At 57.6% G+C, this 16,019-nt stretch carries 15 protein-coding genes; 13 read left to right on the top strand and 2 right to left on the bottom strand.

Annotation, left to right across the window (positions count from 1 at the left end; genetic code table 11):
* Positions 1 to 80: 80 nt before the first annotated feature.
* A complete protein-coding gene (locus tag ACK4TM_RS05835) occupies positions 81 to 2,054 on the bottom strand; it encodes a PAS domain-containing protein (RefSeq protein WP_409698131.1) in 1,974 nt (657 codons plus the stop codon).
* A gap of 465 nt (positions 2,055 to 2,519) precedes the next feature.
* Here ACK4TM_RS05835 and ACK4TM_RS05840 point away from each other — a divergent pair, with 465 nt between their 5' ends.
* From ACK4TM_RS05840 to ACK4TM_RS05870, 7 genes are all read left to right on the top strand, one after another.
* Positions 2,520 to 2,759, top strand: a complete 240-nt coding sequence (locus tag ACK4TM_RS05840; RefSeq protein WP_409698134.1) for a hypothetical protein — start codon at positions 2,520 to 2,522, stop codon at positions 2,757 to 2,759.
* A 94-nt stretch (positions 2,760 to 2,853) separates the two neighbouring features.
* Complete coding sequence (locus ACK4TM_RS05845; protein ID WP_409698137.1) at positions 2,854 to 3,492, top strand: glutathione S-transferase family protein; 639 nt, start codon at positions 2,854 to 2,856, stop codon at positions 3,490 to 3,492.
* A 355-nt stretch (positions 3,493 to 3,847) separates the two neighbouring features.
* Complete coding sequence (locus ACK4TM_RS05850) at positions 3,848 to 4,306, top strand: DUF6653 family protein (protein ID WP_409698140.1); 459 nt, start codon at positions 3,848 to 3,850, stop codon at positions 4,304 to 4,306.
* 243 nt (positions 4,307 to 4,549) lie between these two features.
* On the top strand, positions 4,550 to 5,302 hold the full coding sequence (gene map / locus ACK4TM_RS05855) for a type I methionyl aminopeptidase (protein ID WP_409698141.1): 753 nt from the start codon (positions 4,550 to 4,552) through the stop codon (positions 5,300 to 5,302).
* Between the two features lie 315 nt (positions 5,303 to 5,617).
* A complete protein-coding gene (locus ACK4TM_RS05860) occupies positions 5,618 to 6,445 on the top strand; it encodes a GH25 family lysozyme (protein WP_409698144.1) in 828 nt (275 codons plus the stop codon).
* A gap of 37 nt (positions 6,446 to 6,482) precedes the next feature.
* On the top strand, positions 6,483 to 6,638 hold the full coding sequence (locus ACK4TM_RS05865; protein WP_409698147.1) for a hypothetical protein: 156 nt from the start codon (positions 6,483 to 6,485) through the stop codon (positions 6,636 to 6,638).
* A 54-nt stretch (positions 6,639 to 6,692) separates the two neighbouring features.
* On the top strand, positions 6,693 to 7,592 hold the full coding sequence (locus ACK4TM_RS05870; RefSeq protein ID WP_409698150.1) for an EamA/RhaT family transporter: 900 nt from the start codon (positions 6,693 to 6,695) through the stop codon (positions 7,590 to 7,592).
* A 243-nt stretch (positions 7,593 to 7,835) separates the two neighbouring features.
* Here the strand turns inward: ACK4TM_RS05870 and ACK4TM_RS05875 are convergent, their stop codons facing one another.
* The gene (locus tag ACK4TM_RS05875; RefSeq protein ID WP_409698153.1) at positions 7,836 to 8,792 is read right to left on the bottom strand and encodes a helix-turn-helix domain-containing protein; all 957 of its coding nucleotides are present in this window, start codon (positions 8,790 to 8,792) and stop codon (positions 7,836 to 7,838) included.
* Between the two features lie 257 nt (positions 8,793 to 9,049).
* Between ACK4TM_RS05875 and ACK4TM_RS05880 the strand changes: the two genes are divergently transcribed.
* Genes ACK4TM_RS05880 through ACK4TM_RS05905 form a run of 6 tightly spaced genes read left to right on the top strand, consistent with a single transcriptional unit; the run spans position 9,050 to position 15,840 of the window.
* Positions 9,050 to 9,925: a carbohydrate ABC transporter permease gene (locus ACK4TM_RS05880; protein ID WP_409698156.1), complete on the top strand. Its 876-nt coding sequence runs from the start codon at positions 9,050 to 9,052 to the stop codon at positions 9,923 to 9,925.
* 4 nt (positions 9,926 to 9,929) lie between these two features.
* A complete protein-coding gene (locus tag ACK4TM_RS05885) occupies positions 9,930 to 10,844 on the top strand; it encodes a carbohydrate ABC transporter permease (RefSeq protein ID WP_409698159.1) in 915 nt (304 codons plus the stop codon).
* Positions 10,845 to 10,848: 4 nt separating this feature from the next.
* On the top strand, positions 10,849 to 11,949 hold the full coding sequence (locus ACK4TM_RS05890) for an ABC transporter ATP-binding protein (protein ID WP_409698162.1): 1,101 nt from the start codon (positions 10,849 to 10,851) through the stop codon (positions 11,947 to 11,949).
* Between the two features lie 15 nt (positions 11,950 to 11,964).
* Positions 11,965 to 13,221, top strand: a complete 1,257-nt coding sequence (locus ACK4TM_RS05895; RefSeq protein WP_409698165.1) for an ABC transporter substrate-binding protein — start codon at positions 11,965 to 11,967, stop codon at positions 13,219 to 13,221.
* Between the two features lie 55 nt (positions 13,222 to 13,276).
* On the top strand, positions 13,277 to 14,752 hold the full coding sequence (locus ACK4TM_RS05900; protein WP_409698168.1) for a glycoside hydrolase family 28 protein: 1,476 nt from the start codon (positions 13,277 to 13,279) through the stop codon (positions 14,750 to 14,752).
* Positions 14,746 to 15,840: a glycoside hydrolase family 105 protein gene (locus ACK4TM_RS05905; RefSeq protein ID WP_409698171.1), complete on the top strand. Its 1,095-nt coding sequence runs from the start codon at positions 14,746 to 14,748 to the stop codon at positions 15,838 to 15,840. Before ACK4TM_RS05900 ends, ACK4TM_RS05905 begins: the two co-directional genes overlap by 7 nt.
* The last annotated feature ends 179 nt before the right edge of the window (positions 15,841 to 16,019 follow it).

Below are 16,019 nucleotides of genomic sequence, written 5' to 3' on the forward strand. Positions count from 1 at the left end.
CGCATCCACGATCACAAGATCAACCGGCTTGATGAATTGCTGCCTTGGAACTGGGCGCCGATGGCATCCGCAATGGGCAGTCAAGCCGCGTAAGCTACGGTATCAATGGCGTGGTTACGTTCGACCAGTGTCCGCATATCTTTTACCACGGCATTGGCATCGAAATCGCCGGGTGAGAGCGGCTGCTTGCGCGCGAAGGCCAGTAGCCGCTGCGTCAGATCCGCAGCCCGCTCCGAAGCAAACAAGATTTGCTGTGCCATCTTGACAGCCTGATGATCAGCAGAAAGGGCATCCACCAATGTCTCGGCATTTCCTAGAATGACAGTCAGGAGGTTGTTGAAGTCATGTGCGACACCACCAGTCAACTGCCCTATCGCATCGAGACGTTGCGACTGGCGCAACTGTGCCTCCAGTTCTCTCCGCTCCGTCAGATCAATAATGTTGCCGATCATCCGGTCTGGTTTACCGTCTTCGTTTCGCAGAATACTGGCGCGCTCAAGCACGGGAATGTAGTTTCCGGCAATTTGCCTAAGCCGATACTCGCCTTCCCAGAACACTTCACCTGTCGTGATCGCTGTTGTAATTGACGCTAGAATTTCATCGCGGTCTTCGGGATGAACGCTCTCGACCCAAGCATTGCGGGGCACTTCGCATGGTCCGGCGGCATGATTTTTGATCCAAGAAGCGGCATCGTTGACCCAAGTTGTCTCACTGGCGAAATCCCGGTCAAAAATGTAGTCGCTGGACGCTTGTGCGACATGTCGAAACCGGTCCTCGACCCGACGCTGCGCCGTAATGTCAATTTCGGCCCGGATAATCCTGCCATTACCATTTTCAGGTAACCGGAGCCAAACCAAGACGTCGCGCTTCGTTCCATCCGGTTGTGGGACTCTATAGCTGGTCTGGAGTTCCGTGCTGCCATTCCAAACAGCAACCAACATGTCGCGTGTTGATGCGCGAAACTCTGGCTCATCAGCGATGCCAATTACGGCTTGGAAAAGATAATCAGGATTGTCAGTGAAATTGTATAGCCGTCTGGCGGCGCGGTTTGCATCGAGCGTATGGAGCACTGAAAGAGCCTCATCAATGAAAGAGGAGTTCACGTCGAGCCAATTTTCAAAGTCTTCCACCCCTGACCTTCGGATTGCGTTCAGTTTCGCAGTGATGTCGGAGATATCTTCTTCCCAGATTGCAATCGGAAGAAAGTCGAAGAGGCTGCGGTAGCGCATGTCGCTTTCATTGAGGCTGTCGCGGCGTTGAATGCGCGCTATCGCTTTGCAAACGAGATCTGACATGCGTTGCAGAAGTTTGACGTCGGAACCACTCAATGGACCAGGTGCGTCCTCCTGTTGTCGAAAGCGCGCAATCAATAGCTCGCTGGCATCATAAATTGGCACTGAAGCCGATTGAATAACTTGATCGGACATCTGTGAAGATAACTGTGACAACGAGCTACCACCATCATCGTCTACAGGGCCTTTTGTCACCCGCGTTGGCGTTTCGTACAGCTGTATACAGACGCGTGGGCCTTCAAAGACATTGGTGATCGCGGCGCAGATATCATCGAGGATATCGGACAATCTGCTGCATACTGTGATCTTGCCCAAAATAAGCTGTTCGACAACTTCCAATCGCAACTCAAATTCGTGGTCTTTCTTAGGCACTCGACAATCATGAATATCGGTTGCTGTGCCAAACCAACGGGTGACCTGACCAGTTGAATCAAGATGCGGGCGAGCATTAACCGAATGCGAACGCCATGTCCTTTCTTCGGCGGACCATAGACGACATTCAGCGCGGTACGGCACCGTCTGAGTGGCTGCCTCTCTCCAGTCAGCAAGCACCGCGGCGCGATCATCTGGGTGAATGCCCAATAGCCAATCTTCGGCATCATGATTGAGATTATGAAGTCCGGTTAAGCGTCCGAATTCACGGTTTGTCCAGTCTACGGTGCCGTCGGATCGGGCTGACCAGACTATCTGCGGCATTGCCTCGGCGATCTCAAATTTTGCCGGGTGCACTGAGCACCAACCTGCGATATTCTCTTGGCTCACAATGTTCACTCTTTTGCAGATTCACATTTAATCATCGACCATTCGGTCTGGCGTTTCAACTTTCGTAACCTACAAAGCTGTCGATGTTGTAAAGATATCTTTTGATCAGCAAGATAGGGGCTTTGTCGCAACCCAGTTTAGAATGTGCCCGGCTACACAAAAAATGGCGCATAATTCGTTTTATGTAATTTTAAGCTGAGACTAAAATCTCGCCCTCACTACTTTTGCCTTGGCCGAACGGCAATCAACTCGATAAGCCGAGCACACCACCGGAACGGTGTCGTAACTTCGCGAAGTCTTCCAGGTCAGTCGTCGCGACAGGGAAGCTGCGTGAGAGATGCGAAATTGATCTCTGCTTTATGGGCATCGCAGAGATCCGAGTGAATCTTTGAGACGCGCTGTGGGCAATGCAAGTCCCACCGGACTGCCAACGCGCCCGTGTTCCAGCGATAGACCCAGCCAACAATGGTTTCTTCATCGGCTGCAATCTCAAATACGCTGGAGGCCGACTTCTGCGTCGAAGCGCTGAACGAGGCGATCTATTGGTTTGGTCCGCCCGACATCATGAATCCTTCGCCTAGACAGACCGTCTGCGCCGGTCCGGATCACTGCAAATCGAAGTTACCCAACCCGATCAGCTGGAGCAAAGAAGAGCTTAGAAAACGCCAGATCCCGTCCAAGGAATGGGGAGCACCTCAGACTTGATCGAATTTGCCGACGCTGATCGTAGAGGAACTGGCAGCTAAGCGGGGCTTTGCTGCCATTCGACAGATGCAAGCCCTGCTGCTAGCTTAGCCCCATGACACAGATCACGATAACAACATTTGATTGGGTTCCTGACTTACCGCGCGGTTACGTCAGAGACATTCGCCTTAGATGGGCGCTGGAAGAAGCCGGTCTCCAATACGCTGTTCAAAGCACCCCGTTCAAAGATCGCGGGGATGAACACTATCGCCATCAGCCATTCGGTCAGGTGCCTTGGCTGACACACGGCGAAACTTCGATTTTCGAGAGCGGCGCCGATTTGCTCTACGTTGCAGAAACAAGCGGAAAGCTGATGCCTGCCGATCCTAAGGGTCGCACCGAAGTCATCACGTGGCTGTTTGCAGGGCTAAATTCTGTGGAAATGGCAGTCTTGCCTTTCACGATTTTCAAGTTCTCGGACGATGAAGTACAAACACGAGGGCGTCAGGCACTTGATGGGTTTCTTGCGGCACGTCTTAGTCACATGGAGTACTACTTGACTGATCGTGAATGGCTGGCTGGCGCGTTTTCAATTGCTGACATTGTCATGGCAGACGTTCTGCGGCTGGCTGATCGTTTCGAAGCCCTTGATGATTTACCGAATTGCCGAGCTTATGTCAAAAGAGCAATATCGCGGCCTGCCTTCAAGAAGGCATTCCAAGACCAACTCGATCATTTCGCAGCGGCAGATTGAAGCCAGCAAGCGTAAAGATTCAATTGGTAAGTTTGGGATATTAGCAGCTTTGCAGAAGTTCAGAATTACCTAGCTGGCACGCCAAAATTTTTCATCGGCACGCGCAGCCCAAGATAGAACTTGATCACGAGGGTCGATCACCACGCCGCGTTTATTGCGAGCCGAGTAGCCGCATGGTGGGGATGGGTTCAAGCAGACATTGATGCTGCTGCGACCGTCCACTAAAGTAGTCGTCGTTGCCAGACAGCCCGCTTGCGGCAACAGAACACACTGATCCGCTTTGGGGTTTTAGTCACGGGACGGAGTGCATGAAGGAATGGACGCCTTAATCAGGGCCGCACAGCGGCTAATGATCATGGATGATGACGTATGGGCGCGCCATGCAAACCCATGGAGCGGCTGGTCGCGTGTTTCGATCTTACCATTATTTGCGATTGCTGTCTGGAGCCGGGTCTGGATCGGTTGGTGGGCGATGATCCCTGTGGCTATTGTGCTTTTGTGGACATGGTTGAACCCGCGCCTTTTCTCTCCTCCTGCGTCCGTAAACAACTGGATGACGAAAGGTGTCTTGGGCGAGCACATTTGGCTAGCGCGCGGCAAGGATCGTGATCTCGCGCATCATGCACCGGTTATCCGGAATTTGACGATCTCGACATCTGCTGGCACCATCTTATTGCTCACAGGATTGGCGGTATTAAACGTCCCAATGACGACGACCGGGCTCGCAATTACGATGCTGACCAAACTGTGGATACTGGACAGGATGGTTTGGGTTTACACAGAAATAGGTGAAGGATCTGCATCGTTGGCGTGACTGGCAACTGCCGGTTGCAGTCCACAGATGCGCCCCCGCATCTGTCGCGTTGGCCAGAGCCGCGCGCCAAGCGCTCCACCGCTGACCATAGACGCGTAACCAGACTCTGCATAAGGCAATCACCGAACCGGTTATACGTGAGCGAATTAGCATCTGCGCCATTTAATAATAGTCAGCTGTGCGAGACAGTGCCGCCCACCAATGTTACATACAAAGCGCCGGCACCTAAGATCGAGACAGAAGATGACAATCACACACCAAGATGAACTTGATGGTCTGAAGAAGATTGGTCGCATAGTTGCCAACACCATGCATTCCATGGCCAAGGCCATGACGCCTGGGATGACAACACGCGAGCTGGATAGCATCGGTCGAGAGTTGCTGGAGCGGGAAGGCGCTGTGTCGGCACCTCAGGCGACGTATGATTTTCCCGGCACGACCTGCATCAGCGTCAACGAGGAAATCGCCCATGGCATTCCCGGCGAGCGTCGGCTTGCAAAGGGGGATCTGGTCAACATTGATGTGTCTGCGTCACTCAATGGCTACTTCGCAGATACAGGGGCATCCTTTGCGCTCGGGTCGGTTCATCCAGACTTGAACCAGCTCCGTCGCGACGGGCAGCGCGCCATGCAGATCGGCATCTCGCAGGTAGGGCATGACAAACCACTGGCGGGGATCGGCAACGCCATCGGTGCCTTCGCATCCAAACGCGGCTATACTCTGATCCGGAACCTTGCCAGTCATGGGGTTGGAAAAGCGCTGCATGAGGCTCCGGACGAAGTTCCGACGTGGCCAACCAAGGGAGATAACCGGCGGATACACAAGGGCCTGGTGCTGACTGTGGAGCCGTTCCTATCGCAGGGCGGGAGATGGGCCGCATCACGGCCCGATGATGATTGGACACTTTACAGCGAGCCCGCCGCACCAGTTGTGCAATACGAACATACCGTCGTGGCGACCCGTCGCGGCGCAATCATCGTCACGTTGCCAGGCTGACACATTACCGGCGGGTTTGGACTCAAAGTTGAATTGCGAAGTAGGAGTATCGCTCCGTTGAGACGTCCAATCCCACCATTGATATGACCGGCCCATTCCGGACCTTGACCGCTGTTGCTGCGGTGCAACTTTGTGATGACCGGCGAGCTTCTGTTTGGAAAGCCGGGTGATGCATCCTTCGAGACTCTTTTCGTTGCACCGCCAAGGGTTTTGGTTACGTGCTCTCGCGGATGTGATCTGCGCAATGCAGTCGCTTCGTGACATTGTAATTCCGGCTTTGCAAAGGTGGCGAAAAATAAATGGGCAGGAAAACGCATGCGCTTGGCACTATCCCGGTTTTTGAAGCTTTCACTGCCGCTACTGCTTTTGGCCTGCGCCAGTCCGGGGCGGCAATACTACAACGCCCCACCCGTCACCATGCGGGCGGCAGAGCCGGTGATGTCAGCAGCCCGCCCTGTCGAAATCAGCTTTCCAGCCTTTGGCGATAACAAGCCGCATCCGTGGGACGGGCGCGCGCCATCCGCCTATGCGGTTCACGGGATCGATGTGTCGCGCTGGCAGGGTGACATTGACTGGCCCACAGTACGCAAGGCCGGCATTTCATTTGCCTTCATCAAGGCGACGGAAGGTGGCGATCACACCGACCCAGCGTTCAAAGACAATTGGCAGGGTGCTGGACGTGCTGGCATGCCGCGCGGGGCCTATCATTTCTATTTCTTCTGCCGACCTGCCGAAGAACAGGCCCGCTGGTTCATCCAGCATGTGCCACGCGATTCTTCTGACCTGCCCCATGTGCTGGATCTGGAATGGAACCATCAATCGCGCACCTGCCCATACCGCCCCGGACCTGCCGTCGTGCAAGCAGAAGCTGCGAAGTTTCTTGATATTCTCACAGCCCATTACGGCCAGCGACCTGTCATCTACACGACGGTGGATTTCTATCGTGAAACGGGAATCGGCAATCTGGCGGGAACCGAATTCTGGTTGCGGTCCGTCGCGGGCCATCCATCAACCGTCTATCCCGGACAGCGTTGGGCGTTTTGGCAATATACAGGCACCGGTATTGTGCCCGGCATTCGCGGTCCGGTGGATATCAATGCTTTTGCCGGTTCGGTCAGTGACTGGAACCGTTGGCGCAGGTAATCCTGGTGATGTTGATGGCGCTAACCGGAGCCGCCATATGTTTGATTGTCTCTGGCTGAGCGATGCGCAGGCGAGGCGCGGCTGGATGAACTCGTCCGGTCACCGTGCCAAAATCCTGCGGCATGGCGTGGCCGCATATGGCATCGGCAAGCGTGGTGATTACTGGGTGATGGTGCGCGGCCAATCCTGCTGATCTTCTGAGCTTATGGCCTCTGGCAGCGCGCGTCATTCCGCGCCATAGGGGCGCATGGAGCTTTGGGTCACCCTTTCGATTGCCGCCGCCGCGTTTCAGACGCTGCGGTTCATGCTGCAAAAACACCTCAGCATGGGCCCGCTCAGCGCAGGCGGCGCAACATTGGCGCGCTTCGTCTATGCAGCCCCTTTCGTCATCGCGCTGACATTCGGCTATTTCCTTCTCAGCCAGGCCACATGGCCCGGCACCACGGTTGCGTTCTGGGCCTATGCGCTGGCAGGTGGGCTGGCGCAAATTCTGGCAACATGGTGTGTCGTCGCGCTCTTCGCGGAGCGGAATTTCGCGGTGGGGATCACCTTCAAGAAAACCGAAGTGGTGCAGACAGCCCTCGTGGGCTTGCTGATCCTCGGCGACCGGATTTCAGCGGCGGGCATCGGCGCAATCCTGCTCGGTCTTGCCGGCGTCCTGATCCTGTCGGAAACGCCGGGGCTCACAGGGCGTTGGTGGCACCGTTTGAGCAATCGGGCGGCGGCACTGGGGATCATCTCGGGAGCGTTGTTCGCAGTGTCGGCTGTGGGTTATCGCGGCGCGACACTGGAAATCGCGAGCGATGACCCGCTGCTCCGTGCCGGCCTGTCGCTGGCGATAGTCACACTACTGCAGGCCATTGGGCTGTCGCTCTGGTTGATCTGGCGCGAACCGGGGCAGGTTGGCAAGGTGATCGCCGCGCACCGCATTGCTGTCTGGATGGGGCTGACGGGTATGGCGGGTAGCCTGTGCTGGTTCACCGCTTTCACGCTCGAAAATGCGGCGATGGTCTTTGCGGTGGGGCAGGTGGAGGTCATCTTCTCGCTGTTCGCAGTCTATTTCTTTGGCGAGCGGATCACGATGCGAGAGGCGGGCGGTCTCGCTCTGATCACGCTGTCGGTGATCGGCGTGGTCGCTTTGCGCTAAAAACTATCAGTTCGATCAGAAAGAGCAGTTCCTGCACCGCGAAGACAGGACATTCCTGAAGCTCGCGTCCGCGCCCCCCGGCCCCAAATCTACCACATGATCGCTGTCATTTTCGAGGTTAAACCGGCGGATGGACGCTAGGAGGAATACCTCGATGTCGCCGAGTGCAGGCATCACCATCGCGCTTTCGTTGTGCAGAGCGGCCAGACCTAGGCGGCTGCGACGGCCTGACAGATACAGTTGCTAAACGCCGGGACGTAGCGGATAAATAATCTCGCCATCTTCCTGGCCGCGTGGCCAGGCACCGTCGCGACGGCGGCGTACCTGATCCTGCCAGCCACGCGGGCTGGTGCCGATATGGCGTTTGAACAGGCGCGAAAAATAATAGCTGTCGGAAAATCCCAGCCTTTGGCCGGTTTCTGCAACGCTATAGCCTGCCTCCAGCAATTGCATCGCGATCTCCATCCGCTTGAATTCCTGATACTTCGCCGGGGTCAGCCCCAGCCGTTTGCTGAACTCGCGCCGGAAATAGGTGTCGTTATAAGGCGCATCCGCGACGACAACGTCGGCAAGGCCGGGTTTCAGCGGATCAGCCGCGATCTGGGTGGCGGCGATCATCACCGCCATGGGCAGACCTTCGGACTGGTCCAAGGCGCTGTCTTGGACGTTTTGCCATCCCAGAAATGCATCCTCGATGAACTGATTCAGGATCACCATGAAGGCGAAATGCATGACCGATGTGGTTGAACTCGCGGGCGCGGTGGCACGGTAATGCTGCACCAGAGGGGCCAGCATCGGCCAGTTGCCCAACCGCACCACGGGGCGGGTTTTCATCCGTTCCAGCAGGTCATGGCGGCCAAACAAGTCCAGCCGGAAATGCTGCGCCAGTCCGGTATAGATTGTCTCTGGGTCAGGGTTATAGCCGCGAAACGGCGTGCCTGCGCGAATCATCATCGCCATGCCGGGGGTCAGGCAGATCGATTGCCCTTCCATTTCATATTGCCCGGTACCCGAGAGGCAGATCACCAGATCATGGACGGCATTCACCTTTTCAATCGACCAGCTGTGCGAATGGCGCATCCGGATCGCAGAGCGGGTCAGCGTCAGATCCAGCGCCCGCAGGGGAATACCCGACAACACGCCATTCCCTTGCGTCGGGCGCAGGGCGATGGTCTGATCGGCATGTTCAATTTCGTCCATCTTTTTCTACGTGTTTGTCAATTCCAACCTTGCGCAAATCTGGCATATTAGTCGAACACGGCGCAAGCGAAAGCTTGTGACATCAATCAGATCGAGGGAGGAGCGATTTGATGGCCAGTCTGAAGACGACCTGTTGTAAGGACCGTCCTGCACCGGGATGTGTCCGTCTGATTGGCCCACAAATTCCCAAGGATCACACCCAAGTCGCCCGCGCAGTCCTGACCGCGCGCCGCGACACAATCTAAGCTGGAGGAGCTATGGAAAGCCGATTTCTGGGGCTGGCCTATCTGACACCCTATATCATCGGGCTTTTGGTTTTTACCATGATCCCGTTTCTGGCCTCGCTCTATCTGAGCTTTACAGATTACACGCTGATCAACAGCCCTATCTGGATCGGTCTGGAGAATTTCCGCGACCTGATGTCGGACCGTACTTTCAAACGGTCACTGAATGTCACGTTGCTTTACGTGTTCCTGACGGTGCCGCTGAAACTGGCTTTCGCCCTGTTTATCGCGGTGATCCTGAATTACCGGCTGCGGGCCATCGGGTTTTTTCGGACGGCCTATTACGTACCGTCGATTCTGGGCGGCTCCATCGCGATTGCGGTGCTGTGGCGCTATATCTTCGCCGATGCGGGGCTGGTAAACCTCATCCTGACCAGTATCGGGCTGGACCCCGTCAATTGGTTCGGTGACCCGGTCAATGCGCTGTTCACGCTGACACTGCTGCGGACATGGCAATTCGGATCGGCCATGGTGATTTTCCTTGCCGCCTTGCAGGCTGTCGATAAATCGCTGTACGAGGCTGCGGCGATTGACGGGGCCAACAAGTGGCACAGCTTCTGGCACATCACGATGCCGCTGATCACGCCGGTGATTTTCTTCAACCTGATCATGCAGATGGTGCAGGCGTTCCAGGAATTCAACGGCCCCTACGTGATCACCGGCGGCGGGCCGCTGCGGTCTACCTATCTGCTGCCCCTCTATATTTATGATGAAGCGTTCAAGAATTTCAACATGGGCTATGCCTCTGCCATCGCCTGGGTTCTGTTCGTCATCATCATGGTCCTGACCCTCGTCGCCTTCTGGTCGTCGAAAAAATGGGTCTATTACGCTGGCGACAAAAGGAGCTGAGCGCATGAGCACGCCTGAAACAACATTGGTCTCTGCGACCGCGACACCCGCGCGCAACATCATTCTCAATACCGAAGACCGGCGCGCCGAACGCCTGTCGGCCTTCGTGCGCTACACTTTGCTTATCGTCGTCGGCTTTATCATGCTTTATCCGCTGTTATGGCTGATCGGGGCGTCGTTCAAATCCAATCAAGAGATTTTCAATTCCATCGGGTTCATCCCGCAGGAACCGACGCTCGACGGCTATCGCAAGGGCTGGGAAACCTCGACCCCTTACACATTCGGGCGGTTTTTCTGGAACACGTTCCTGATCATCCTGCCAAAAACCGTGTTCACCGTAATTTCCTGCGCGCTGGTCGCCTATGGGTTCGCCCGGTTTGAATTCCGGTTCAAAAAGCTGCTGTTCGCCAGCCTGATCGCCACGCTGCTTTTGCCCAATGTGGTGACCCGCGTGCCGCAATATATCCTGTTCCGTGATCTGGGTTGGCTGGATACCTATCTGCCGCTTTGGGTGCCATCGGCCTTTGCGGGGGATGCATTCTTTGTCTTCATGCTGATCCAGTTCCTGCGCGCCATCCCGCGCGACATGGAAGAGGCAGCGCGCGTCGACGGTGCCAACTCTTTCCAGACTCTGATCTATATCGTCGTGCCCATGCTGATCCCTGCGCTGATCTCGGTCGCCTTGTTCCAGTTCATGTGGACGATGAACGATTTCCTTGGGCCGCTGATCTATCTGTCATCGGTGGAAAGCTTCCCTGTCAGTCTGGCGCTGAAACTGTCCATCGACACGACAGAGGCTTTTGACTGGAACCGTATTCTTGCCATGTCGGTGCTCGCCCTGCTGCCTGCCCTGATCGTTTTCTTCATCGCACAACGCTACTTCATCGAGGGTATCTCGGTGGGGGGAGTGAAAGGATAATCCTATGGCCCGCCTTCAAATCAGAAACCTTGAAAAGACCTATGCCAATACGTTCAAGGCCGTGCATGGCATCAATCTGGATGTCCACGACGGCGAATTCATGGTGCTTGTCGGCCCGTCCGGTTGCGCGAAATCCACGACTCTGCGGATGATCGCCGGGCTGGAAAGCATCTCTGGCGGTGATGTTGTCATCGGCGACCGGGTGGTGAACCGCCTGCAACCCGGCGCGCGCGGCATCGCGATGGTGTTCCAGAATTACGCGCTTTATCCGCATATGAAAGTGCGCAAGAACCTGTCCTTTGGCCTGCGCCTGCAAGGGGCCTCCAAGGCCGAGATCGCGCGCAAGACAGCCGATGTCGCCCGCATTCTGGAGATCGAGGAATTGCTGGACCGTTTGCCCAAGCAATTGTCCGGCGGTCAGGCGCAGCGTGTGGCCCTGGGCCGTGCGTTGATCAAGGAACCCGAGGTATTCCTGTTCGACGAACCCTTGTCAAATCTGGATGCCAAACTGCGGGCCTCGATGCGGGTGCGGATCACTGATCTGCATAAACGGCTGAAGCAGGAAGGCATGTCATCGACCGTCATTTATGTCACCCACGACCAGACCGAGGCGATGACGATGGGCGACCGGATTTGCGTGATGAAGGACGGCCATATCATGCAGGTGGCGGACCCCAAGACGCTTTATGACCGGCCTGCCAATGCCTTTGTCGCAGGCTTTATCGGCAGCCCGGAAATGAACCTGATCGACGGGCGCTTGTCTGGCAACCAGTTCCATATCGGCGATCAGGCCTTGGCGCTGCCTGATGAACTGATGGCCCGCCTGCAAGACCCGGCAGGTCATGTCACGCTTGGCATCCGACCACAGCATCTGCGCGTGGGAACCGCGCATGGGCTGAAAGCCCATGTCACGGGCGCAGAATTCATGGGGCATGAGGTGGTTCTGCACCTATCCGTCGCCGATGCACGGCTGGTCGCGGTGCTGCCCGCCGCCGACTACGTCGATCTGGAACGGGGCACAGCGGTCACGCTGAACCTGGAACCCGGCAAGGCGCATGTTTTCGACCAAAGCGGCGACAATATCTCGCTGCTGCAACTTCACTAAGGGAGGGGAGACCCAATGAAACTGCTATCAACAACCATCCTGGCCGGGGTTCTGGCCACAGGCGCGCAGGCGGAAACCTTGCGCATGTCATGGTGGGGCGGCGACGCCCGGCACGCCCAGACACAGGAGGCGCTGAATCACTGCGGCCCGAAACTGGGGCACGAGGTCGCGGCCGAATTTACTGGCTGGTCGGGCCATCAGGAACGCATCACCACCCAGATCGCCGGTCGGACTGAGGCCGATATCATGCAGATCAACTGGCCATGGCTGCCGCTGTTTTCGCGCGAAGGTGATGGCTTTGCCGATCTGCGGGACTATGCTGATATCATCGATCTGAGCCAATTTACCGAAGCGCAGCTTTCCGGTGGCGAAATGAACGGCGTGCTGAACGGTATTCCCGTGTCCACCACAGGCCGCGTCTATTTCTTCAACAAGACGACGTTTGACAAGGTCGGCCTGCCGATCCCGCAGACATGGGATGATGTGATAGCGGCTGCCCCTGTGTTCCGTGAACAACTGGGCGAGGATCACTACCCTTTCGAGGCGGCTGGCCTGAACGCGATCTTCCTTGTCTCGGGCGCTGTGACGCAGGCGACCGGCAAGGACCTGATCGACAATGAGACGATGACTGTCGCCTGGACCGAAGAAGAGCTGCTGGAAGGCATCCGTTTCTACGAAAATCTGGTCGAAAGTGGCGCGATCCGGAGCTGGCGTCAGGTCGCGGGCGAGGGCAATATCGAATTGTTCGAAATGCGCCCTTGGTCCGATGGCCGGATCGCTGGCACGTTCGAATGGGATTCCGCTTATGCCAAATATGCTGACCCGCTGGGGGCCGATCAGGAACTGGTGCCGGTGCCGATGCTGACCATCGAAGGTGCAGTGACCGAAGGCACCTACAGCAAACCGTCGATGCTGTTCTCGATCTCGCGCCATTCGCAGCATCCCGAAGCCGCGGCAGAAATCATCGACTGCCTGCTCAATGATCCCGAGGCGATTGAGATTCTGGGCGATTCCCGCGGTGTGCCTGCCAGCAAAGTCGCGTTTGACCTGTTGCAGGACGGTGATCTGATCAATGAAAACGTCGCCGCCGCGAATGCACTGGTACTAAACGGCAGCGGCCCGGTCGTGTCGCCGTTCAACGAACATCCGCGCGTGCGTGATGCCTTTGCCGATAACCTCGAAGGTGTCGCCTATGGCCAGATCAGCGCCGAGGATGCAGCGGCTGATATCATCAGCAGCATCAACCGCGCCTTGCGGCAGTTCCGTTCCTGACCTTAAACGCCGGGGCGCGAAGTCGCGCCCCGGCCCCTTTCAGAAACCCGAATCCATGACCCAGATAGAGCTTTTGTCAGCCACACCCCGTGCCGCTGCCCTGCGCCTGCTTGTGCCCGAGGCACGCTATTTCCTGCCCGCAGCACTCGACTGGCACCTGACCGGTCCGGACCTGACCCTCCGCGGCACCACAGACCGCGCCGTACTGGTGCTGGACGATCTGCCACCAGCGACCGCGCTGCGGCTGGCGGTCACAGGACTGGGTGAACTGGCCTTCACCACCGCCGCCTGCGCTGGGGCGCATGTGCTGAATGACCCCGAAATGGCGCAATCTGATCTCGACGCGCTGCCCGATGGCGGCACCCTGATCGTGCCTGCCGGCGAATGGATCGTCACGCCGCTGCTGATCCCGTCGCATCGGCATATCTATCTGGCCGCGGGCGCGCGCCTGCTGGCACCCGGTGACCGCGATGATTTCCCGATCCTGCCCGCCGACCAGGGCGGCAGTTGGGAAGGCTTGCCCGACAATTGCTATCGCGCGATCCTCACCGCGATCAATGCGACGGAGATTACCATCACCGGCCCCGGTCTGGTCGATGGCGGCGGTGCGCGTGGCGATTGGTGGACATGGCCCAAAGGCACCCGCAATAATGCCCGCCGCGCGCGGCTGTTGCATCTTGTCGGCTGCGCGGATGTGACCGTCATGGGGCCGACGTTGACCAATTCGCCCAGCTGGACGCTGCATCCCTGCCAGTCCCGCAATCTGGCCTTTATCGGGCTGCATATCGAAAACCCGCCCGACAGCCCGAACACCGACGCGCTGAACCCCGAAAGCTGCGAAGGCGTCATTATCGAAGGCGTGCGCTTTTCCACCGGCGATGATTGCATGGCGATCAAGGCGGGCAAGCGTAGTGACGATGGCGACGGATCGCATCTGTCCCCCACGCGCGACATCCGTATCCGCCATTGCCTGATGGAACATGGCCATGGCGGCGTGGTGATCGGATCGGAAATGTCGGGTGGCGTCAGCAATGTGCGTATCAGCCAGTGCCAGATGACAGGCACAGATCGTGGCCTGCGGATCAAGACAAGGCGCGGGCGCGGCGGTATCGTCGAAGATATCCACCTGAGCGACGTTGATTTCGACGGTGTCGATACGGTGCTGGCGATCAACATGCATTATTTTTGCGACCATGACGGCCATTCCGATATCGTGCAGTCGCGCTTGCCCGCCCCGGTCACCAAGCTGACCCCGCAAATCCGCAACATCTCGATGGAAAGGATCACCGCGCGCAATGTCCGCATTGCCTTTGCCGCCTGTCTCGGCCTGCCCGAAAGCCGGGTGATCGGCCTGCGGATTGGTGCGGCCAAGGTCAGCTTTGCCGACGGTGCCACCCCCGCTATCCCGCTGATGGCGGATGGTTTGTTGCCTGTCGCGGGCGCCGGGGTGCTGGTCACGCATTGCGACATGGCCACCCCCGATGATCTGCCCCAAGCCCCGCTGCCGCAGGAGGACCTTGCCCCATGCTAGATTATTTCGACGCTTTCGTGACCCGCTATCAGCCCTATAAAGCCGGCGCATGGTGCTATGAGGATGGTTGCATTTACCGCGGGCTGGTCATGCTGCATGACGCGACAGGCGAGGACCGCTGGCGCGCGCATCTGGAACGTCTGGCCAGCGCGCAGGTCAGCCACGACGGTACTTTGCAAGGCTACCGGATCGACGAATACAATATCGACAATATCCTGTCGGGTCGCGTCTTGTTCGCGCTGGACCGCTGGACAGGTGACCCCCGCTGGATGCGCGCGGCGGGACTGCTGGCGCGGCAGTTGGAAACGCATCCGCGCACCAAGACCGGCAATTACTGGCACAAACTGCGTTATCCGCATCAGGTCTGGCTGGACGGTCTCTATATGGCGCTGCCGTTTCAGATTGAATATGCACAACATGTCGAGGATCCGGCGCGCGTGCAGGATGCGCTGGCGCAGATGCGTGCCGCGCTTGGGGTGACGATCCGCCAAGACGGGCTTTATGCGCATGGGTTCGATGCCGAAGGCGTGCAGGATTGGGCCGACAGCGCGACTGGCCAATCCCCCAGCGTCTGGGCGCGCGCCCTCGGCTGGCAGGCGATGGCACTGGTCGATTGCGCGGAACTTGTGGGCATCGACGCTTTTGCGCAGGCGGAATTGCTGAAACCAACGCAATCCTTGCTGGCGCATCTGGCCGCGTTACAAGCGGGTGACGGGGGGTGGTGGCAGGTGATCAATATGCCCGAACTTGCGGGCAATTATACCGAGACTTCTGCCTCGGCGATGTTTGCTTATGCTTTTGCCAGTGCCGCCGGGCTTGGGCTGGGCACGGAACAGATCGCAAAGGCAGAAGATCGCGTTTTTGATTTCCTGCAAACACGGCTGCAATCGGAAAACGGGCAAGCCTGCCTGACCGATATCTGCCATGTCGCCGGTCTGGGTGGCTTCGAGGGTGTCTATCGCGACGGTAGCCCCGATTATTACCTGACAGAGGCCCGCGTCAGCGACGATGCCAAAGGAACCGGCCCGCTGATGATGGCCCATGCGCGCGTGTTACAAGGACAGGCTGCGCAACTGACACCGGCTTAGGCCCAGGTGGCATAGGTGGTCCAGTGAAGTGCTGGCCCACCGCATCTGCTGCGTGATAAATCGAAGCGATAGCTACCCGCGCTTGGGGTCGGTCACGGGAACATCCAGCACAACGCGCCGATCTGCTGGATCACCTGCACGCGATATCGCTCCGACAGTGCAAGCTAAAGGATGATGGC

The organism is Yoonia sp. (assembly GCF_046292185.1).
GTDB lineage: Bacteria > Pseudomonadota > Alphaproteobacteria > Rhodobacterales > Rhodobacteraceae > Yoonia.